The 19,762-nt window shown below is 63.5% G+C and carries 22 protein-coding genes and 1 tRNA gene; 5 read left to right on the forward strand and 18 right to left on the reverse strand.

Translation table 11 applies throughout. The features are described from left to right. On the reverse strand, window positions 1-402 hold a 402-nt coding region (locus L0D16_RS00010; protein WP_243029298.1), incomplete at its 3' end, for an RNA-guided endonuclease InsQ/TnpB family protein. 178 nt (window positions 403-580) lie between these two features. Between L0D16_RS00010 and L0D16_RS00015 the strand changes: the two genes are divergently transcribed. Further along, window positions 581-961, forward strand: coding sequence for a c-type cytochrome (locus L0D16_RS00015; RefSeq protein WP_243029299.1), 381 nt, complete (start codon window positions 581-583; stop codon window positions 959-961). Here L0D16_RS00015 and ilvD read toward each other — a convergent pair. From ilvD to leuC, 8 genes are read right to left on the reverse strand one after another with little or no spacing between them, the layout of a single operon-like run. Beyond that, on the reverse strand, window positions 958-2,625 hold the full coding sequence (gene ilvD, locus L0D16_RS00020; RefSeq protein ID WP_243029300.1) for a dihydroxy-acid dehydratase: 1,668 nt from the start codon (window positions 2,623-2,625) through the stop codon (window positions 958-960). The genes L0D16_RS00015 and ilvD overlap by 4 nt on opposite strands. Then, on the reverse strand, window positions 2,622-3,356 hold the full coding sequence (locus L0D16_RS00025; protein ID WP_243029301.1) for an SDR family NAD(P)-dependent oxidoreductase: 735 nt from the start codon (window positions 3,354-3,356) through the stop codon (window positions 2,622-2,624). Before L0D16_RS00025 ends, ilvD begins: the two co-directional genes overlap by 4 nt. Further along, on the reverse strand, window positions 3,353-3,886 hold the full coding sequence (locus tag L0D16_RS00030) for a Uma2 family endonuclease (RefSeq protein WP_243029302.1): 534 nt from the start codon (window positions 3,884-3,886) through the stop codon (window positions 3,353-3,355). The genes L0D16_RS00025 and L0D16_RS00030 overlap by 4 nt, the downstream gene beginning before the upstream one ends. Next, on the reverse strand, window positions 3,883-4,416 hold the full coding sequence (locus L0D16_RS00035) for a Uma2 family endonuclease (RefSeq protein WP_243029303.1): 534 nt from the start codon (window positions 4,414-4,416) through the stop codon (window positions 3,883-3,885). Before L0D16_RS00035 ends, L0D16_RS00030 begins: the two co-directional genes overlap by 4 nt. Continuing rightward, a complete protein-coding gene (locus L0D16_RS00040; RefSeq protein WP_243029304.1) occupies window positions 4,413-4,949 on the reverse strand; it encodes a Uma2 family endonuclease in 537 nt (178 codons plus the stop codon). The genes L0D16_RS00035 and L0D16_RS00040 overlap by 4 nt, the downstream gene beginning before the upstream one ends. Before the next feature lie 5 nt (window positions 4,950-4,954). Further along, window positions 4,955-5,992, reverse strand: coding sequence for a 3-isopropylmalate dehydrogenase (leuB, locus tag L0D16_RS00045; RefSeq protein ID WP_243029305.1), 1,038 nt, complete (start codon window positions 5,990-5,992; stop codon window positions 4,955-4,957). Continuing rightward, a complete protein-coding gene (gene leuD / locus L0D16_RS00050) occupies window positions 5,989-6,594 on the reverse strand; it encodes a 3-isopropylmalate dehydratase small subunit (protein WP_243029306.1) in 606 nt (201 codons plus the stop codon). The genes leuB and leuD overlap by 4 nt, the downstream gene beginning before the upstream one ends. Before the next feature lie 3 nt (window positions 6,595-6,597). Further along, on the reverse strand, window positions 6,598-8,010 hold the full coding sequence (gene leuC / locus L0D16_RS00055) for a 3-isopropylmalate dehydratase large subunit (protein WP_243029307.1): 1,413 nt from the start codon (window positions 8,008-8,010) through the stop codon (window positions 6,598-6,600). Between the two features lie 439 nt (window positions 8,011-8,449). On the opposite strand from leuC, the gene L0D16_RS00060 reads away from it, so the two are divergent. The 3 genes from L0D16_RS00060 (at window position 8,450) to L0D16_RS00070 (ending at window position 10,286) form a co-directional block, all read left to right on the forward strand. Then, window positions 8,450-8,536: transfer RNA gene (locus tag L0D16_RS00060), tRNA-Leu, on the forward strand. 41 nt (window positions 8,537-8,577) lie between these two features. Continuing rightward, on the forward strand, window positions 8,578-9,591 hold the full coding sequence (gene trpS, locus L0D16_RS00065; RefSeq protein WP_243029308.1) for a tryptophan--tRNA ligase: 1,014 nt from the start codon (window positions 8,578-8,580) through the stop codon (window positions 9,589-9,591). After that, complete coding sequence (locus L0D16_RS00070; RefSeq protein WP_243029309.1) at window positions 9,588-10,286, forward strand: chromosome segregation protein ScpA; 699 nt, start codon at window positions 9,588-9,590, stop codon at window positions 10,284-10,286. Before trpS ends, L0D16_RS00070 begins: the two co-directional genes overlap by 4 nt. A gap of 223 nt (window positions 10,287-10,509) precedes the next feature. On the opposite strand, the gene L0D16_RS12615 is transcribed toward L0D16_RS00070, so the two are convergent. From L0D16_RS12615 to L0D16_RS00100, 6 genes are all read right to left on the reverse strand, one after another. Further along, window positions 10,510-10,881: a competence type IV pilus major pilin ComGC gene (locus L0D16_RS12615; protein WP_279231065.1), complete on the reverse strand. Its 372-nt coding sequence runs from the start codon at window positions 10,879-10,881 to the stop codon at window positions 10,510-10,512. 232 nt (window positions 10,882-11,113) lie between these two features. Further along, window positions 11,114-12,766: a competence protein ComZ gene (locus L0D16_RS00080; RefSeq protein ID WP_243029310.1), complete on the reverse strand. Its 1,653-nt coding sequence runs from the start codon at window positions 12,764-12,766 to the stop codon at window positions 11,114-11,116. A gap of 24 nt (window positions 12,767-12,790) precedes the next feature. Beyond that, the gene (locus tag L0D16_RS00085; RefSeq protein ID WP_243029311.1) at window positions 12,791-13,495 is read right to left on the reverse strand and encodes a prepilin-type N-terminal cleavage/methylation domain-containing protein; all 705 of its coding nucleotides are present in this window, start codon (window positions 13,493-13,495) and stop codon (window positions 12,791-12,793) included. After that, window positions 13,492-14,031 carry a type IV pilus modification PilV family protein gene (locus L0D16_RS00090; protein ID WP_243029312.1) on the reverse strand — a complete coding sequence of 180 codons (540 nt, stop codon included), beginning with the start codon at window positions 14,029-14,031 and terminating at the stop codon, window positions 13,492-13,494. The genes L0D16_RS00085 and L0D16_RS00090 overlap by 4 nt, the downstream gene beginning before the upstream one ends. After that, the gene (locus tag L0D16_RS00095; protein WP_243029313.1) at window positions 14,028-14,498 is read right to left on the reverse strand and encodes a GspH/FimT family protein; all 471 of its coding nucleotides are present in this window, start codon (window positions 14,496-14,498) and stop codon (window positions 14,028-14,030) included. The genes L0D16_RS00090 and L0D16_RS00095 overlap by 4 nt, the downstream gene beginning before the upstream one ends. Window positions 14,499-14,551: 53 nt before the next feature. Then, window positions 14,552-15,022: a GspH/FimT family protein gene (locus L0D16_RS00100; RefSeq protein WP_243029314.1), complete on the reverse strand. Its 471-nt coding sequence runs from the start codon at window positions 15,020-15,022 to the stop codon at window positions 14,552-14,554. A gap of 65 nt (window positions 15,023-15,087) precedes the next feature. On the opposite strand from L0D16_RS00100, the gene L0D16_RS00105 reads away from it, so the two are divergent. Continuing rightward, entirely contained in the window at window positions 15,088-16,278 is a 1,191-nt protein-coding gene (locus tag L0D16_RS00105; RefSeq protein ID WP_243029315.1) for a thiolase family protein, read from the forward strand. Here L0D16_RS00105 and L0D16_RS00110 read toward each other — a convergent pair. From L0D16_RS00110 to L0D16_RS00120, 3 genes are all read right to left on the reverse strand, one after another. Then, window positions 16,275-16,583 (reverse strand): DUF503 domain-containing protein, encoded by a 309-nt coding sequence (locus L0D16_RS00110; RefSeq protein ID WP_243029316.1) that lies wholly within the window; start codon window positions 16,581-16,583, stop codon window positions 16,275-16,277. The two genes, L0D16_RS00105 and L0D16_RS00110, sit on opposite strands and share 4 nt — an antisense overlap. A gap of 302 nt (window positions 16,584-16,885) precedes the next feature. Continuing rightward, window positions 16,886-17,197, reverse strand: coding sequence for a nucleotidyltransferase family protein (locus L0D16_RS00115; RefSeq protein ID WP_243029317.1), 312 nt, complete (start codon window positions 17,195-17,197; stop codon window positions 16,886-16,888). Window positions 17,198-17,261: 64 nt separating this feature from the next. Beyond that, window positions 17,262-19,727 carry a BamA/OMP85 family outer membrane protein gene (locus L0D16_RS00120; protein ID WP_243029318.1) on the reverse strand — a complete coding sequence of 822 codons (2,466 nt, stop codon included), beginning with the start codon at window positions 19,725-19,727 and terminating at the stop codon, window positions 17,262-17,264. Between the last annotated feature and the right edge of the window lie 35 nt (window positions 19,728-19,762).

Here is a 19,762-nt window from a genome sequence, read left to right on the forward strand (position 1 = left end):
ATGAAGTTTGACCCCGGTAGTCCCAGCTTGGGGGAAGGTGAAGGAGTCGTACCTTCCCTTCCCTTTGAACCTAGGATAACCGGGTTTTTGTCCTTTCTTGACCCTCCGGAAGAAGCCCTGGAAAGCCCTATCTACCTTCTGTATCACATCCTGTAGGACCTGGGAATGGACAAGTTTGTACTCTGGAAGGGCAGCTCGTATCTCTGGAAGGCACCTCTTTTGCTCATAGAGGGTGATAGACTTCTTGGCCTTTCGGTAAGAATCCCTCCTTTCTTGTAGGGCGGCATTGTAAAGGTGACGACACAAGGAGAGTATCTTTTCTAGGTCTCGCTTTTGGGGTTTAGTGGGGTAGAGGCGGTACTTGAAGGCCTTCTTGTAGGGGCTATCCTGAATGTGCTTCACCTCCCATTCAGGTGGTGCCGGGTCCGGGGTGGTCCTCACACCGCCGGACCATTTCACTTGTAATGTAGCACGCGGTGGGGGGTCCATGTATCCCCGGTTTCAAAACCGGGGATTATAGCCCCCTACACCGCCTTTTTCTCTAAAGACGGCCCGTCTTCCCGTGGGCTATACTGCCCTTATGAGGAAACTTCTCCTCCTTCTCCTTTTGGGCCCAGGCCTGGCCTGGGCCCAAGGGGCGGAAGGGCTATGGGCCAAAACCTGCGCCGTCTGCCACGGGGACAAGGCCCAAGGGGTAAAGCCTTACCCCGGCCTCCAGGGGGCAGCCCCCTTCTTCGCCACCCCGGAGGGTAGGCGCTACCTGGTCCTGGTGGTCCTCTACGGCAGGAAGGGGGAGGTAGGGCTCATGCCTGGCTTCGCCCAGCTCAAGGATGAGGAGCTGGCCGCCCTTTTGAACCACCTAAGGGCCCTTCTCCAGGCCAAGGGGGAGGCCTTTACGGTGGAGGAGATCCGCCGGGAGCGGGGCCTAAACCTCACTCCCGACAAGGTGAAGCGCCCTTAAAGGGGGTCTTCCAGGACCGCCCCCTCATCCGCCTGCCGCACCAGGGCGGCATAACGGGCGAAAACCCCGTGGGTGAAGGCGGGAGGCCGGGGTTGCCAGCGCTCCTGGCGTTTCTTTAGCTCCTCCTCAGGAAGGAGGACCTCCAGAAGGCGCCTTTCCACGTCAATGCGTACCCTATCCCCCTCCTGCAACAGGGCGATGGGGCCTCCCACAAAGGCCTCGGGGGCCACGTGGCCGATCATGAGCCCCCTTGTGCCCCCGGAGAAGCGGCCATCGGTGAGGAGGGCCACCTCAGGGCCCAGGCCTTCCCCCACCAAGGCGCTGGTGACGGAGAGCATCTCCGGCATGCCGGGAGCCCCCTTGGGCCCCACGTAACGGATCACCACCACGTCCCCGGGGCGGATCTCCTTGCCCAGGACCTTTTCCATGGCGGCCTCCTCGGAGTCAAAGACCCGGGCCGGCCCCTCAAAGTAGGTGCGCTCGGTGCCGGCCAGCTTCAAGACCGCACCCCTGGGTGCCAGGTTGCCCCTTAGCACCACCAGGCCCCCTTGGGGCTTCAAGGCCTTTTCCACGGGGAAGACCACCTTCTGCCCCTCCGCCTCCCGGTAGGTCCGCTCCACCTCTTCGGCCAGGGTGTTGCCGGTGAGGGTCCTTTCGTCCCCATAGAGAAGCCCCGCCTCCAGGAGCCTCTTGAAGACCAAGGCGGTGCCCCCAGCCTCGTAGAGCTCCCAGGCGGTGTAGGTGCCCCAGGGGAGGAGGTCGGCGATCACCGGGGTCTTGCGGGAAACCTGGTCAAAGTCGTCCAAGGAAAGCTCCACCCCCACCTCCTTGGCGATGGCCAGCAGGTGGAGCACGGCGTTGGTGCTTCCTCCCGTGGCGGCCACAGCGGCGATGGCGTTGAGGAAGCTCCTCCTGGTGAGGAAGTCTTTGGGCTTCCAGTCCCGCTCTAGGGCCTGGGCCAGGATGCGGCCCGCTTCCCGGGTGGCCCTGGGCTTTTCCGGGTGCACGGCGGGGATGGCGTTGTAGCCCACGGGGGAGAGGCCCAGGGCCTCGAGGGCCATGGCCATGGTGTTGGCGGTGTACTGGCCCCCGCAGGCCCCGGGGCCAGGGATGGCCCGGCGCTCAATCTCCAAAAGCTCCTCGTCGGTGATCCTTCCCGCAGCCCTTTGCCCCACCGCCTCAAACACGGAAACGATGGTGAGCTTCCTCCCCTGCCACTCCCCGGGGGCGATGGTGCCCCCGTAGAGGACCATGCCCGGAACCCCGCTGCGGATCACCCCCATGGCCCCCCCGGGGATGGTCTTGTCGCAGGCGGAGAGGACCACCATGCCGTCATAGAGGTAGCCCTGGGCCACCAGCTCCACGCTGTCGGCGATCACCTCGCGGCTCACCAGGCTGGCCCGCATCCCGGGAGTGCCCATGCTGATGCCATCGGAGATGGCGGGGGCCCCGAACTCAAAGGGGAAGACCCCGGCTTCCCGAAGCCCGGCCTTAAGGTCCAAGGCCAGCTGGCGAAGGTGGTAGTTGCAGGGCATGCCGTCGGTGAAGGTGTTCACCACCCCCACGAAGGGCCTAGCAAAGTCCTCGTCCCCCACGCCCACCGCCCGGAGCATGGAACGGGCGGGGGCTTGCTGCAAGCCTTTCTTGATGCGGTCCGATTTCATGTGTCCCTCCAGGAAACGATCCTTCCATGGTACTGCCGCGGCCTTTGGAGAAGGCGCACCAGGGCCTCTGCCGCCCTTTCTGGGGTGAGGAGGAGGCCTTCCTCCTTGTACCCGCGGAAAACCTGGTGCAGCACCGGGGCGGCGCTTCCCTGGGCCTCGCGGGCCTGGCGTTGCATATCCGTCTCCACCACCCCGGGCCGGTAGACGAAGCAGGTGATCTCGGGCACCTCCGCAGCCAGCTGCTTGGCCAGGTGCTCCTCGGCGGCCTTGGCCACGGCATAGGCCCCGATGCCGGGGAGGTTAGACTCCGCCGCCCCCGAGCCCACGTAGACCGCTACCCCCTCTCCCCGTGGCCGCAGAAGGGGGTAGGCAAAGCGGGCCAGCTGGTACCCGGCGATGAGGTTGGCCTCGAGGACCTCCAAGAAGAGGGGCTCGGCCAGCTCATAGACCAAGGGCCCCGGGTGAAGGACGCCGGCGTTATGGATGTAGCCGTAAAACCCCCCCAGGGCCTCGGCCTTCCGCACCAGTTCTTGGGCCACCTTGGCCTGGCCGGCGCTTCCCGCCACCGCCTCTGCCCTTACCCCTAGGGCCCGCACCTCCTCGGCCACCTGCCTCAAGGGGCCTTCCGAGCGGGCGTTCAACACCAGGTCATAGCCGGATCGGGCCAGCTCCAAGGCCAAGGCCCGGCCGATTCCGCGGCTGGCCCCGGTGAGGATCAGGGTCCTCCTCATAGGAGTTCCTCCGCGGGGATCCCCACTCCCATGAAGGCCAGGGTCTCGCCCGGCCCCAGGGCCCTCACCTCCATGTAGCCTCCTTCTCCCGGCTCCCTATGCACCAAGACCCTTCCCCCTACCAGGTCCACCACCCAGGCCTCAGGGATGCCGGCTTTGGCGTAGAGGGGGACCTTTACCCCTAGGTCATAGGGCAGGGAGGCCTCCGCCACCTCCACCACCAGAAAGGCCTCGTGCCCTTGGGGCAGGTGGTCCTCGTAAAAGTCAGCCCGGGGGCGGAGGAGGGCGAGGTCGGGATGGAGCACCGAATCCCCTACCCCTAAGGGGCTTTGCACAAAGAGGATGGCCTTATGGGGCACAAGGGGGCTGAAGAGGGCGGTAAGCCTAGCCACCTTGGCGGCGTGGCGTTTCCCAAGGGGGCTCATCTCCAAAAGCTCTCCTTCCACCAGTTCCAGCCTGAGGTCCTCGGGGAAGACCCCGGCCTCCACCATGCGGTGGAACTCCTCCAGGGAGATCCGGTGGCGGGTCATGGCAGCACCTCCCTCACGGGGACCTTGAGCCCCAGGATTTCCAGCTCGCCTCCTTCTAAGGTGTGCCGTTCCTGATACCCCCCTCCACGGGGGTTGCGGAACACGTGTACCCTACGGTGCGCTAGGTCCACCACCCAGACCTCGGGCACCCCCGCCTGGGCGTAGAGGGGGGTTTTCACGTTCAGGTCGTAATCCAAGGAGGCCTCGGCCACCTCCACCAGCAAAAGGACCTCCTGGCCCAAGGGGTGCCGGTGGGGACTATCCCCTTGCGGGGGGAGAAGGACCAGGTCTGGGTAGAGCTCGGATCCGCCCACCACCAAGGGGTTTTGCACGGAAAGAAGGGCTTTGCCCAGCTGGACCAAAGGGGCCAGCAAGGCGGTGAGCCGCCGCACCACGAAGGCGTGCTTAGGGCCAATGGGGCTCATCTCCACCAGTTCTCCTTCCACCAGTTCCAGCCTGAGGTCCTCGGGGAAGACTCCGGCCTCCACCATGCGGTGGAACTCCTCCAGGGAGATCCGGTGGCGGGTCACGGTAGGACCTCCTTTACCGGGATCTTGAGCCCCAGGATTTCCAGCTCGCCCTCGGCCAGGATGTTCTCCCCATAGGTGCTTTCCCCTGGCTTGCGGAAGACCTGTACCTGATGGCCTAGCAGGTCCACCAGCCAGACTTCGGGGATTCCCGCCTGGGCGTAGAGGGGAACCTTTACCCCCAAGTCGTACTCACGCGAGGTCTCCGCCACCTCCACCACCAGGAGGGCATCCTGGGCCTCGGGGATCCGGTCCCGGTAGAAGTCTTCCCGGTAGGCGAGGAGGACCAGGTCGGGCTGGGGTTCGCTTTCCGGGGAGAGCCTCAAGGGGTCTTGGACCTGCAGGAGGGCTTTTTGGGCCTGTTGCAGGGGGAAGAGAAGGTTCATCAGGCGCTTCACCGCGGCCATATGGCGTTTGCCCACGGGGCTCAGGTTCACGATCTCCCCTTCCACCAGCTCCACCCGGGCGTCCTCGGGGAGGATGCCGGTCTCCGCCATGCGGTGGAAGTCCTCGGCGCTGAAACGGTAGCGGAGCATTTTCCCTATTTTAGCCGGCGGAGCACCTCCTGGGTGAAGGCTTCCGTGCCCGCCTGGCCCCCCAGGTCCGGAGGGGGCGCCTCGAGGAGCGCCCTCGCCAAGGCCCCTTCCACCTGACGGGCCAGCTCCACCAGGCCGAAGGCGTGCTCCAGCATCATGGCCGCGGAGAGGATGGCGGCGGTGGGGTTGGCGATCCCCTTGCCGGCGATGTCGGGGGCGGAGCCATGCACCGGCTCAAACACCGGGGTGCCCCGGCCCAAGGAGGCGGAAGGCAGAAGCCCCAAGGAGCCGGGGAGCACCGAGGCCAGGTCGGAGAGGATATCCCCGAAGATGTTCCCCGTCACCACCACGTCAAAGCGGGCCGGGTTTTTCACCAGGTGCATGGCCATGGCGTCCACGTACTGGTGTTCCAGGGAAACCTCCGGGTAGGCCTGGTGGACCTCCTCCACCGTCTTGCGCCAGAACTCCCCCACCTCCAGCACGTTGGCCTTGTCCACGCTGGTCACGTGCCTCCTTCGCTTCTGGGCCGCGGCAAAGGCCACCTGGGCCACCCGTTCCACCTCGGGCTTGCTGTAGCGCTCGGTGTTCCAGGCCTCGGCCTCGGACATCCCCCGGGGCTCCCCGAAGTAGATCCCTCCCGTGAGCTCCCGCACGATGAGCACGTCCACCCCGCGGGCGATCTCCTCCTTGAGGGGCGAAAGCCGCTCCAGCCCGGGGAAAACCTTGGCGGGGCGCAGGTTGGCGAAAAGGTCCTGGCTTTTCCTGAGGGCCAGGAGCCCCGTCTCGGGGCGGATCCTGCGGGGAAGGTTGTCCCATTTAGGTCCCCCCACGCTTCCCAAAAGCACCGCCTGGGCCGCCTCCACCCCCCTTTGCGTGGGCTCGGGGAAGGGCTCGCCCAGCTGGTCTATGGCGGCCCCCCCAAAGGGGTAAACCTGGTAGGTGAGGCCCAGCCCATGGGCCTCGTCCAGGGCCTTAAGGACCTTTAGGGCGGCCTCGGTCACCTCGGGGCCGATGCCATCCCCCGGCAAAACCGCAATCCTCACTCTGACCTCCTAGGGTAGGGAAGGCGGCGGTCAAACTGGTCCAGAAGTTCCCCGGCTTGCAGGAGCTCTCCGATGGGGTCCCAGAGGCCTTCCACCAAGGCCTCCCGGGCCTCCTCGAGGATGAAGAGGGGAGCGGTACGCCCGCCAAAGCGCACCTCCTTGCTGACCAGGTCCACCTCCACCTCCAGGGCCGGGTTCTCCTCCACCGCCTGGAAGAGGACCGCCAGGTCCTCAGGGGCCAAGGTCACGCAGGGCAGACCAATGGCCGTGGCGTTGCCAAAGAAGATTTCCGCAAAGCTTTCCCCGATGATGGCCCTAAACCCCGCCCGCTTGATGGCCTGGGGAGCGTGCTCCCGGCTACTTCCGGAGCCGAAGCCCGCCTCCACCAAGAGGATGCTGGCCCCTTGGTAGCGGGGGTCGTTGAGGGGATGGGGCTTAGGGTTCCCCTTCTCGTCAAAACGCTCGTCGTAGAAGAGGTACTTCCCCAGCCCCTCAAAGGTGAGCACCTTCATGAAGCGGGCGGGGATGATGCGGTCCGTGTCAATGTCCTCGCCCCTAAGGGGCACCGCCCGGCCGCGGATCACCGTGAACTTCTCCAGCATGGCCTACCTCCCAATCCCAAAGACTTCCCGGGCGTCGGCGATCTCTCCCGTCACCGCCGCCGCCGCCACCATCAGGGGGCTCATGAGCACCGTGCGCCCCCTTGGGCTTCCCATCCTTCCCTTGTAGTTGCGGTTGGAGGAGCTGGCCGCCAGCTCGTCCCCTTGCAGGCGGTCCGGGTTCATGGCCAAGCACATGGAGCACCCTGGGTTGCGCCACTCAAACCCCGCTTCCCGGAAGACCTCGGCGATGCCCTCCTCCTCCGCCCTTTTGGCCACCCACTCCGAGCCCGGCACCACCAGGGCCCGCACCCCCTTCTTCACCTTGTGGCCCTTCAGGTGGCGGGCCACCTCGCGGAGGTCGGAGAGCCTGGCGTTGGTGCAGCTGCCGATGAAGGCCACCTGGATGGGCACCCCTTTGATGGGCTGCCCCGGCCTAAGCCCCATGTAGGCCAAGGCCTCCTCGGCCAAGGGCCGCTCCTCGGGGGAAAGCTCCTCCAGAAGGGGAATGCGGCCATCAATGGGTACGGCCTGCCCTGGGTTGATGCCCCAGGTCACCGTGGGGGGGATTTCCTCCGCCCGGAAGGTGACCACGTCATCATAGGTGGCATCGGGGTCGGAGGCCATGGCCCGCCAGCGCCTTTTGGCCTCCTCCCACTCCGCGCCCTTGGGGCTATAGGGGCGGCCCTCGAGGTAGGCGAAGGTGGTCTCGTCGGGGTTCACGTAGCCGATGCGGGCCCCACCTTCAATGGACATGTTGCAAAGGGTCATGCGGCTTTCCATGTCCATGGCCTCCACCGTGCTTCCCCCATACTCGTAGGCGTAGCCCAATCCCCCCTTTACCCCCAGGTGGCGGATGATGTGCAGGATCACGTCCTTGGCGTAGACCCCGGGGGCAAGCTTCCCTTCTATGTTGATACGCCGTACCTTCAGCTTCCTTGCCGCCAGGGTCTGGGTGGCCAGGACGTCCCGCACCTGGCTGGTGCCGATGCCAAAGGCCACGGCCCCGAAGGCCCCGTGGGTGGAGGTGTGGGAGTCCCCGCAGGCGATGGTCATCCCCGGCTGGGTGAGGCCCAGCTGGGGGCCGATCACGTGCACGATGCCCTGGTTCCCGCTTCCCAGGTCAAAGAAGGTGATTCCGTGCTCCTTTGTGTTCTCCCTAAGGGCCTCCAGCATGCTCTGGGCCAAGGGGTCCTGGAAGGGCTCGGTGCGGTCGTGGGTGGGGACGATGTGGTCCACGGTGGCGAAGGTGCGGTGGGGGTAGCGTACCCTAAGGCCCAGGTCCCTAAGCATCCCGAAGGCCTGGGGGCTGGTCACCTCGTGGAGGAGGTGGAGGTCTATGAAAAGCTGGCTCTGTCCGCTTTTCAGCTTACGCACCTCGTGGGCTTCCCAAACCTTCTCGTAAAGCGTTTTTCCCATGCTCCCTCCCTTATGAAAACCCCCCGGGTCCTTGGGCCCGGGGGAAGGCAACAGGGCTTCCCTAAACCGGGCCCGCCCGGCCTAGGTCTAGCAGGAAGCCCCGCCGCATTGCCCTATAGCCTACGCCCCTTGGGCCCAGGGGTCAAGGCCTGGGCTAGCCTGGGAAGATGACCACGAAGCGCCCCTACGGGCGGGAAGGGACTGTGGAAGGGGCGATGGCCACCCTCCCGGGGTCAGCCCCAAAGGGGCTATCTTGACGGGTTACCGCCCGGGAAACCCGCATGGACCGCCTGTGCCAGGGAATCAGTGGTGAACTTGTGGCCTTGCGCCAGGAGCTTAAGGCAGGCATCAACACCGCCTCATGCTGCCTGGCGGTGGTCCCCTTTTGCCCTAGGGCTTGACGGGGATAGGGCCCTTCCGTACAATAACCCTTGCGTCTGCCGGGGTGGCGGAATTGGTAGACGCGCACGATTCAGGGTCGTGTGTCCTCACGGACGTGCGGGTTCAAGTCCCGCCCCCGGCACCAAAAGGCCCCGCTCAGGCGGGGTTTTTGCTATTCTTAAGGCCATGACGCGGGTTCTTTCCGGCATCCAGCCCTCGGGGGAGATCCATATCGGCAACTACCTGGGGGCCATCAAGCAGTGGGTGGAGGTGGGGGAAAGGCTAGGGCGGGAGGCCTTCTTCTGCATCGTGGACTACCACGCCCTCACGAACCCCCTGGCCTACGACCCCAGCACCCTGGCCCGGCGCACCTTTGAAGCGGCCCTGGTGAACATGGCCGCCGGCCTCAACCCGGAGAAGGTCACCCTCTTTGTCCAGTCCCACGTGCCCGAGCACACGGAGCTCTCCTGGGTCTTCACCACCATCACCCCCTTGGGGGACCTCACCCGCATGACCCAGTTCAAGGACAAGGCCGCCAAGCAGGAGGCGGTGTGGAGCGGGCTTCTCATGTACCCGGTGCTCCAGGCGGCGGATATCCTCATCTACAAGGCGGATACCGTCCCGGTGGGGGAGGACCAGGTGCAGCACATTGAGCTCACCCGGGAGATCGCCCGCCGCTTCAACGCCCTTTTTGGGGAGACCTTCCCCGAGCCAGAGGCCCTCCTCAACCCCGAGGCCCCCCGGGTGCCGGGCATTGACGGCAAGGCCAAGATGAGCAAATCCCTGGGAAACACCATCGGCCTTCTGGAGGACGAGGGGAGCATCTGGGAGAAGATCCGCCACCTTCCCGATGACCCCCAGCGCATCCGCCTTTCCGACCCCGGTGACCCGGGGCGGACCGTGGTCTTCACTTATCTTTCCTACTTCGCCCCCAAGGAGCTGGTGGAGGCCTTAAAGGAGGAGTACCGGAAAGCGGGGATCGGCACCCTGACGGTAAAGAAGGTCCTTTTTGAGGAGATGATGAAGGTCCTCAGGCCCATCCGGGAGCGGGCCGAGGCCCTCAAGAAGGACCCCGACTACGTGATGGACGCCCTCTTGGATGGGGCCAAGCGGGCCCGGGCAGTGGCCCAGGCCACCATGGAGGAGGTGCGGGAAAAGGTGGGCCTCCTCTTTCCCGCCAAGCGCCCGGTGTACCGGTGATCCGCCTGGAGTTCCCCGGTTTTTCCGGCACCCCTTGGGAGCTCCGGGAGGCCCTCAGGCGGGGCCGCCTTTCCCCGAGGGCCATACCCCTTCTCCTGGTGGTGGAGCAGGCCTTGGCCCAGGTGCCGGAGGACCTGAGGCCCAGGAGCGAGCTCCTTCCCCTCCTGGCGGAGCTTTTGCTGCTGAAGCTCTCCCCACAAAAGGCCCTGGTCCCTAAGGAGGAAGGGGAGGAAGCCCCCTTGGTGCAGGTGCTTTTGGACCTTTCCGAGACCGTGGCCTTTTTGCAGAAACGGCTTGAGAAGCGCTCCCGGCTCATCCCCGTCTCCCCACCCCCCCTTCCCAAGCCCGCCCTCCGCCTTCCCCCAAGGGCCTTGGCCGAGGCGGCAAAGCCCTTCAGAAGGGCCGTTCTGGCCCTGGGCCGGGAGCCCTTTGGCCTCATGGAGGCCTGGGCCCGGATCCAGGCCTTCCTGCGGGGGCGCCTTCCCTTCCACCGGCTTCCCCTAAGGACTTGGGGGGAGCGGGCCATGGGCTTCGCCGCCCTCTTGGAGGCCTTTCGCTTGGGGCGGGTGCGGCTGGAGCAGGAGGAGAACTTTGGCCCCCTTTGGGTGGAAATGGGTCGAGACCTGGGGGATACTGGGGGGTGGGCTTATGCCAAAGAGTATGCCCCGAAGCCCATGCGCCACCTGAAAGGTTAGGCCACATGCCGAAGCCATGGCTAGTGAGAGGGTGGGGGGGAACAGGGGAGGTAGGCCCCTCTGGGCTTGGCCATGGGTTCCTGGGTGGCTATTGACACCACTAAAAGAAGGTGGGGCAGTATCTGGTGGTAAGGATAAAGATTACGAGAGTGTCAAATAGTTAACGGTGGCGGTAATAAACCGCCACCGAGGTTGACTAGAAGACGGATTCGCCTAGCAACCCTTATTCGCTACCGCCACCAGAGCCACTGCCAATAGTCCCTTTACCTGCACCCTCCCATTCTACAGTCACATCTTGCGTGGCTGGATCAAAGGTAACCGTACAAGAGGTCAAAGTAGCGGGGGCTGTTCCGGCAGAGTATGCCCCAACGGAGTAACCGCCTTTACAGTCATCCGGCAACTGAGTAAGATCGGGATCTTCCGCAAGGGCAGCATTGGCAACCTTGTAGACGTTCTGCGCATAGGCCTGCTCAGCGCGAATCTGAGCAGTACGCCGGGCCTGGAGCAGGTTGGGAACCAGCACCGCTGCCAGGATGCCGATGATGGCGATGACGATCAGGAGCTCAATCAGGGTAAAGCCTTTTGCGTTACGCATACCTTTTTACCTCCTTAGAGATTTCCGCGCTTTCATGTATTGCGCGGCCATGAGTGCCTGTTGCCGATGGGCCTACCGTTTACCTGCCTTCTTTAACCCTTGCCGCCTCTTTAACCTCCCTCTCACCTCCTTTCTGGGGCCATCATGTGCCCTTTTTGGCCCCGCTGTCAACCCCCCCTTTTGGGGGGGTACAGCTTTAGGGTGGGGTAGGGGTGTGAAAGGGGTGTGAAAGCTAGCGTCGCTCATAGGAGAGCACCTGGAAGGTGGGCATTCGTACACTTGGAAAAAAATTGGGCCAGTTGGCTCTGGGGATGCGAATGTGCACCACCTCGGCCTTCTGCCCGGCGCCACAGTCCGACTTTCCGGCGCTAGTGGTGCAGAACTGGTTGCTGATTACCATGCCAAAGAGGACGTTGTCTTTTACCACCCGGAAGGTTTCTCCAGCGTATACCGGGGCCATCACGTACTGCCCGCTTTGGTAAACATCCTTCTCGGCGACAATCCCCAGCACATGATTGGGGAACTGCCCGTGGGATGGGTCGGGGAGGAGGTTGCCCTTTATATCTAGATTACCTCCTTGTCCGTCCTTGGATAGCACAACGAAGGTGGCCTTCTTTGCGTTCCCCGAAAGGGTCTTATAGGCCGTTGGCTTTGCAAAGACCACGTTTATCCCTTCTAAGGTGACGTCCCCATATACCTCCAAAAGCCCCCGTCCGCCGGCATACGAGTACTTGAAGCCACCTGTGGTACCGTCTAGACGGGTAAAGGTACAGTCTACCGTCCTCTGGTCCAAGGCGAGGGTTCCAGACAGCATGGCGCTAAGGCATGAGGGTTGGAGATTGGCCTGGGGAGGCTGGACCAAGCTGACCACACCACCTAAGCGTTGAATTCGTAGGGTTGCCTTGTCCTGAAGGCAGGCGCGCCAGGTGGAGTAGCTGCTGCAGGTGTCCGAGTCCAGTTTTACATCCAGCTTGGGAAGGGGCGGGGGATTGGAGAGATCAAAGGGACCTATGGCCTCGGTGCACACCCCCTTGTTGTTCTGGCACACGTTTACGTTCTGCCCGGTGATATCCTGGGTGCCCCTTCCGACAAAGACGCCCTTGACCTTATTGCCCGGCTCTCCGATCTGGGTGCTGCCTCCGACGGAGATTTTGCCGTACCGAACTCGCAGGCTGGCACAGAGGTCGTCAACCCGACGATAGGCTTGGTCCACTAGGTTGGAAATGCCAGGGTAGCTTCTTTCGTCATTCAAATTATAGTGATTCAAAAGGCTAAAGTTTCCGTTAGCTTCTATTACGTATTGATCCCGATTGTTATCGTCTCCCTCGATGTAAATACCTCCACGAACAGTGGCTCCACCATTGAGCCATTTGTTACCTTGCGCTCCTGAAAAAATAGCAGGTTCGTTGGAGGATATCCTGAAAGTGGCCTGGACTGTGGCTTTGGCTCCGCTCGAGGTTCCCTGTGAAACCAGGGTAAAGATTTGCCCGTCCCGTTCATCTCGGATCAATCTTACGTCGTAGTAACCGATAGGGTTTTCCCCAGCGTACAGGACACTTTCACCTTGGGCTAGAGTAATCTGATTGTCGGTAAATTGAAGCACGTTTCCATCTCGGTAAAGATCTATTCCGTTAACCAGCGAGGAGTAACAACCCGGACCCCCCGTGTCGTTGCCTTGCCTTTCTAGCCAAAGATAATGTTGGAACAGCACGGCCTTGTACTTTTGCAGGCCTGCTTCGGCGGCGTAAAAGGCTTGGACTGATGTGGTGTCGTTTCGGGTAACCCAAAGCTCAATCTGAGTGCGGAAGAAGGTCCCAAACACCAATAAGGCCACCAGAACCATTAAGGCTAAAGTGGCTACTAGGGCAATGCCTTGCGTGCGCATATTCACTCCTCCTCACTAGGGCACTTACTCTGGTAAAGGCTTTAGATTGGGCAACAGCACTTCCTGCCTAAGGGCATAGCAGCCGCGTCCAGCTAGGCAGGTAACGGTTTCACCCGAAACCGTGGTGATGGATTGAGGTCCAGCAGACTTCATGGGGCTTAGGGAGTACCCCACCACCTCCACAACCGCTGAGCGGGGATAGGCATCGGGGCCACAATCAGGGGTATCGTTACTCAATCCATTACTGCATAGGTAACGAATGTCCAAAGCCAATATGCCATCGGCCAAAGGCTGGAAAGAAGGGGCTGGTGTTTGACAGTCCCTCCCGTTACTAGGGGTAGCGTTGACATCGCTCCGTAGCAGGGTGTCGTCCTGGAAAGCGTACTCCACGCGGCGGCAGGCTTGGCTTAGGTCTCGCAGGCTAGTGACGTAGGAAATCTTAAGGGAGTCCTTATGCCCGCCATCTGTTCCTTCCAAGATGTGGCCGCTAGGTAAGGTGAAGCCTATATTCTGAGCGTTCCGGTTCCAATAGGAGGCTCCAGCCATCTGAAGGTCGCCGCTGACCACTTGCATCACCATGCGCACCCGGTCCTGGAGCTCGCTTCGGGCCTGGGTTTCCCGGGCCAGTTCGGCGTTGTTGGTAAAGTAGCGGACGGCAAGGCCTAGCAGTACCACGAGGATGGCCAGGGCTACCAAAGCTTCCACAAGCGTGAAACCCTTCTGCCTCATGGCCTACCTCCTTCGGGAGGGGGGCAGGGGGCGGGTTTGTCGTTGGTGGGAGAAGGGTAGACGTCGTAGCAGGTTACCCGCCGGCCTACCGTGACCTTGGGACCGCGGTCGTGCTGGGCCGTAACCACAATGGTTACCACCCCTTCGCCCAGGATGCCGTCCTCGCCTAGGATTTTCCAGTCTACATGGACATTGCCCTCTCGCCTCTGTCCTTCGCAGGTTACCTCGCGAATTAGCGCCCGGGGAGGATTTACCCGTGTGGAGCATCTATAGTAATAGTCCACAAAGTAAAAGCTACGCCCTGTAGCGGGGTCATCGATTTTTGGGTCAGGCGGTGTAAGGATTTCACTCTTTAGCACCTCGGCGGACTGCTGCTCTAACACCCTTACCGCTGCGGCTTTGGCATCGGTGGCGTAGCGGCTTTGGGCTGAGACCCGGAGGCTAGATAGCTGGCTCATAAGCAGGGCCCCGAAAGCAATGCCCAAAACAGCTAAGGCGATGAGGGTTTCCAATAAGGTTAAGCCTTGCCTTTTCATTGGAGCGTTGCCCTCCCTTGGGGTGAGATCTGTACGGTTTTGCTATAGGTCCCTTGCCGGTTGCTGAGGGTTACCCGAATCTCAAGGAAGTCAACAGGAACGCCCCGGGTGTCAAATGTAAAGGAAGTTCCCCCCGAAACCCCGGCTAGTTTGACCCGCCCCCAGTCCCCTTGGCCGAAGGTGACCGTTTGTATCTCCTCGCCCGCATCGTAGGTTCGGTTACCATTTCTGTCTACGAAAACCACGTACCCACCATTACCGGAGGTGGAGAAGACCAAACCAGCGAAGGCGTTTTGCCGTATGGCCTCCAACCGCGCCCGGGTCACCTGGGCGGCCAAGGTCTGAGCCGCCTGGTTCACCGCTTGGCGGTCGGCATTGAAGATGCCAGCACTCATGGCCAACACCACTCCCAAAATGCCCAAGAGGACAAGGAGCTCAATAAGGGAAAGGCCATGGCGCCCCTTCACGAAGCTAAGGTTAGGGCCTGAGGCGGCGAATGGCATCCCCCAAACGGGGGGGTCTATTCCACCCGGGCCCGTCCCTGCTGGCTGACAATCACCTTGCGGGTGGCGGTACCGGCACTAAGGGTTAGGGTAGCGGTGATGGGTTTGGCGGGAAGGCCCCTGGGGTCAAAAAGGATGGGCATGTTGCCTAGGGTGCTTCGGTTTATCTCCAAGCGCACCCGGGCCCAGTCTCCCTGGCCAAAGCGGGTGACCTGCACCTCCTCTCCTTGGTCATAGACCCGATTGCCATTCCGGTCAAGGAAAACCGCATACCCTCCTGGCTCTTGGGCGAATACCATGAGGCCTGCAAAGGTGTTTTGCCGGATTGCTTCTAGGCGCGCTCGGGTCACTTGGGCGGCCAGGGAGCGGGCGGCGGTGTCCACGGCCAGGCGGCTTGGGGAAAGCAGGGGAAAGCCCAAGCCCAGGAGCACCCCAAGCATTCCCAGGACCACCAATAGCTCCAAAAGGGTAAGGCCCCGGCTGGCCATTTGGGTTCAGTATAACCACGGGCTCGGCGCTATCCCGGGTACAGAAACCAGGGTATGATGACCCTATGCAAGAGGTCTACATCATCTCCGCGGTGCGCACCCCCATTGGCCGGTTTGGGGGGGCGTTTAAGGACGTGAGCCCGGTGGAGCTAGGGGCCCATGCCATGCGGGCGGCCCTGGACCGGGCGGGGGTGGAGGGGAAGGCCTTGGACCTCTATGTGTTCGGCAATGTGCTGAGAGCCGGGCATGGGCAGCTCCTGCCCCGGCAGGCGGCCCTTAGGGCCGGCATCCCCAAGGAGGTGGATGGGTACCAGGTGGACATGGTCTGCGCCTCGGGGATGATGGCGGTGATGAACGCCGTGCAGTTCCTGCGCACGGGGGAGGCGCAGCTGGTGCTGGCGGGGGGCATGGAGTCCATGAGCCAGGCGGGGTTTTACCTCTCCCATAGGGCCAGGTGGGGGTACAAGTTCCTCATGGGGGCACCGGAGGGCCTACAGGACATCCTGCTTCGGGATGGCCTCTCCGACCCCTTCAGCGGGGAGGCCATGGGGGAGCAGGCGGAGAGGCTGGCCCAGGACTACGGGGTAACCCGGGAGGAGGTGGACGAGGCCGCCTACCTCTCCCACCAAAGGGCGGCGGAGGCCACGGAAAGGGGCCTTTTTGCCCAGGAGATGGCCCCCATGGAGCTACCGGGGAAGAGGGGGTTGGTGGTGGTGGACCGGGACGAGGGCATCCGCCCCGAGACCACCCGGGAATCCCTGGCGGCCCTAAGGCCCGCCTTCAGGAAGGATGGCATCCTCACCGCGGGGAATGCCAGCCAGATCTCCGATGGGGCGGCGGCCCTGCTTCTGGCCTCGGCGGAAGCGGTGAAGGCCCATGGCCTCAAGCCCCTGGCCCGGGTGCTGGGGGGGGCCTGGGCGGCGGGGGAGGCCTGGCGTTTCCCCGAGGCCCCCATTCCCGCGGTGCGGCGGCTTCTGGAGCGGCTGGGCATGGGCCTTGGAGACTTCGGCCTCTTTGAGAACAACGAGGCCTTTGCCCTGAATAACGTCCTCTTCCACCGGCTCCTAGGGGTGCCCTATGAGCGCCTTAACGTCTTCGGGGGGGCGGTGGCCCTGGGGCATCCCATCGGGGCCAGCGGGGCTAGGATTCTGGTTACCCTGCTGAACGCCCTTAGGGCCAAGGGGGAGGAAAGGGGCCTGGCGGCCATCTGCCACGGCACCGGGGGGTCCACGGCCTTGGCGGTGGAGTTGGTCTAGACCAGGCCGTCCAGGTCATAGGCCTCGAGGCGGAACTCCTCCAAGGCCACCCGGAAGGCTCCTTGGTACGCGAGAAAGCGGGCCGCTTCCCGCAGGGTTTCCTCCACCCAGGCGGGGTCGTTGCCCAAGAGGCTTAGGCCCACCACCTCAAACCCCCAGGCGTCCAGGCCGTAAAGCCGGGCGGCACTCACGGGAAAGCGGGCCTTGACCCGCTCCAGGGCAGGCTTGATGAGGGCGCGCTTTTCCTTGAGGCTACGGGCTTTCGTCTCTAGCCTTGCGGTGTAGAGGCCCAGGTAGGCTTTCATGGCAAGAACGCCGCCGGCGTCAAGGATAGTTTGCCCTAGGCCGAGCCTGGACGCAACCATGACCCCTTTTCCTCCTCCGCCAAAATGGCTTCCAGATGCTGGATAAGAATGGGTATGTCCTTGTGGGCGATGGCAGCCACGATTGCCATGCCCACGTCAAAATACCCATGTTGGGGCCGGTTTGCGAAGGTCAGCGATGCTGCGCCGGGATATCTTGGGGGGCTAAGGCCGCAAGGTCTACCTGGAGGGATAGCTCCTGGATGCTCTGGGCGGCATCCCGCATAGGGCGGAGGCGGGTTCGGTCAGAAAGGTTCCGTTTCCTCATAGAGGGATCTGGCCTCCTTGAGCACCTCTTCCCGGAAGTAACGGCTTAGGCTGCGCGGTGTATGGAGGTCTACCCGCTTGCCCAGGAGACGGGAAAGCTCCTTTTCCAGGGCCAGGAACTCCAGGCCCGGTACCTTGCCGGGCTGGAACTCCAGCAAAAGGTCCAGGTCGCTTGCCGCATCCGCTTCTCCCCGGGCAAAGGAGCCCAAAACCCAAAGGCGCCTTACACCGTAGCGGCGGCACACTTGGGTAAGGGCCTCGAGGGTGGAGCCTAAAACCTCTGGGAACACCAACCCATGGTAGCGGCCCGCCCCCCTAGAGGAAAAGCCCGGGACCTCCCCTTGGTGGAGGCCTTCAGAACATGGGACCGATGCGGAAGTGGAGCCTTCCCGTGGGGCTTTCCGGGCTGAAGGCGTAGTCCAGGCGCAAGGAGGGGAGAAGGGCCCCGAAGAGGTCCAGGTCCAGCTGGAAGCCTAGGCCTGCCCCCCACTTCACCCCGCCGGTGTTGTCGGCGAGGCCCATGTCGGTGAAGAGGATCCCGTAGAGGTTGGTGCCCCCCTGGGGGGAGAGGCGGAAGTCGTAGCGGTACTCCACGCTCCCCGTGGCGAAGGAAAGCCCCCCGTACTTGCGGTCCTCGTAGCCCCTCAGGAGGAAGGCCTCGGCCCCACCTCCCGAGAGGAAGAACCGTTCCCCCTCTGGGGGGAAGCCAAACAAGGTGCCCGCGGAGAGGCGGAAGGCCAGGGCCTGGCGCCGCTCCTCGTCCAAGGGCAGGTAGGTCTTGCCCGTGGCCACCAGGGGCACGAAGAAGCTCCGTCCCCCCGTGTCGGGAAAGGAGAGGCCCAATCCGGTGCTGAGGCCCGCCTCGTAGCCCTGGGTGCGGAAGCGGGGGTTGTCCACCTCGGTGTAGGTGAGGCCGGTGTCCAGCCTCAGGGTCCAGCCGGGGGTGGGGAGGAGGCTTTGGGCCTGGCCCAGATCCCTGTAGTTGGTGCCGTCGCAGTACTTGGAGTCGCCGGGGTTGGTGATGGCGGGGTCACAGGGGGCCTTGGGGTCAAAGACCTCGAGGGCATACGCCGAGCGCCTCAAGGAAAGCCCCAAGGAGAGGCGCAGGTTCTCCAGGTCCTTGGAGAAGGGGCGGGAAAGGGAGAAGCTACCCCCGGTGCGCCTTTCCGTATACTCCCATTTTGTGTCTGTGCTCCCGTCCAAGAGCTTGTTGTTGCCGATGGGGGTGGAGAAGAGGTTAAAGGAGAGGCTGGTGCGTACCTCTTTGAGGTCCAGGTAGTCCAGGTAGAGCCAAGGGATGGTGTAGCTGGTGGAGAAGGAGAGGTTATCCTTGGCGTCGTTTTGCACGAAGGCCAGGTCCACCGCCACCTGGTGGGCCAGGCCGAAGAGGTTGGTCTCCTTGAAGGAGACGCTTCCCGACCAGCCCTCCAAGGAGCTCCAGCCCAAGGCGGGCTGGAAGAGGCCGGTGCGGGCCTCCTTCAGGGAGAGGACCACCAGCACCTGGTCCTCCTTTTCCCCGGGGGCCAGGCCCACCCGGGGAGGCTCGGAAAGAAGCCCCGTGGCCATGAGGCGGGCGATGGCCTGGCGCAGGGCGGGGACGCTGAAGAGGCTTCCCGGCTTGGGCAGCTCCCTGAGGATCACCTCCTCCTGGGTGCGGTGCTCCCCCTGCCACTCCAGGCGGTAGCCCCCGATCTTGAGCTCCAGCACCTGGAGGCGGAAGACCCCTTCCTGGAAGCCGTAGCGCACATCGGCCACCTCGTACCCCTTTTCCTGGTAATAGGCGGCCAGGCGCCTGGCATCCTCCTGGGCCAGGGCGGGGGTGTAGACCTCCCCCGGCTTGAGCCGCAGGAGGCCCAAGAGGGTTTCCGTGGGGAAGGCGGTGTGGCCGGTGATCTCCACCCGTTCTATGGCCCCGCCCTCAGGCCCCGCCTGGAGCCGTACCACCACCCCCTCCCCTTCCGGCTCCAGGCTGAAGTTCACCACCCGGGAAAGCTTCCGGGAAAGGGCCTGCACCCCTTCCAAGAGGAGGTCGTAGCGCAGGTAGTCCCCTTCCTTGAGGGGGAAGCCGGTGAGGTCCAGGCCCTCGCCCTCCAGGCGCACCACCTTTAGCTCCTGCACGGCCACGGTGAGGAGGCCCTCCTCGAGGCGGCTTCTTTGGGGGTCGGGGCCGCTAAAGCGATAGCCTGCCCGCTCGTAGCGGGCGGCCAGGGCCCTAAGGGCCTCCTGGTACTTGGCGAAGTCAAAGGGGCCCTTTAGGGCTTCCAAGGGCTTCAGGAGCTCGGCCTGGGGGAGGAGGCTTGCCCCTTCCAGGCGCACCTCCTTCACCTCGGGGTTTTCCTCCACCCGGAAGGTGAGGAGCATCTTGCCCCCCTGCTCCTTGGCCTCCACCGCCACCTTGGGGGTGAAGGGGAAGCCGTTTTGCCGGTAGGCCTCGGCCAAGGCCTTGGCCGCCTCCCCGGCCCTAATGGGGTTATAGGTGGTCTCCGGGCCGATGGCGAAGTTCTGCTCTAGAAAGCGCAGGAGGGCCTCCTGAGGGAAGGCCTTGGCCTCCACCTTGACCTCGCCGATGGGGGGGTAGGGGGTGAGGACCACCTTGAGGACATCCCCTTCCAGCCGCACCTCCACCCGCTGGAAGTAGCCGGTGGCCAGGATGGCCTTCCTGGCCTCCTCGAGGTCCTGGGGCTCGTCCCCCACGCCAAAGGGCACGGCGGCCCGGGCTAGGGCCTGGAGAACGGGATCGCCTCCTTCCACCACCACCTCCCGGATGGGGGCGGCCAGGGCCATAAGGCCCAAGAGGGCCAAGGCAAGAAGCCGTTTCATGGGCGAGAGCTTACCAAAAGCCGGTGAAGGGGGCG

The organism is Thermus altitudinis (genome assembly GCF_022760835.1).
GTDB classification, from domain to species: Bacteria; Deinococcota; Deinococci; order Deinococcales; family Thermaceae; genus Thermus; species Thermus altitudinis.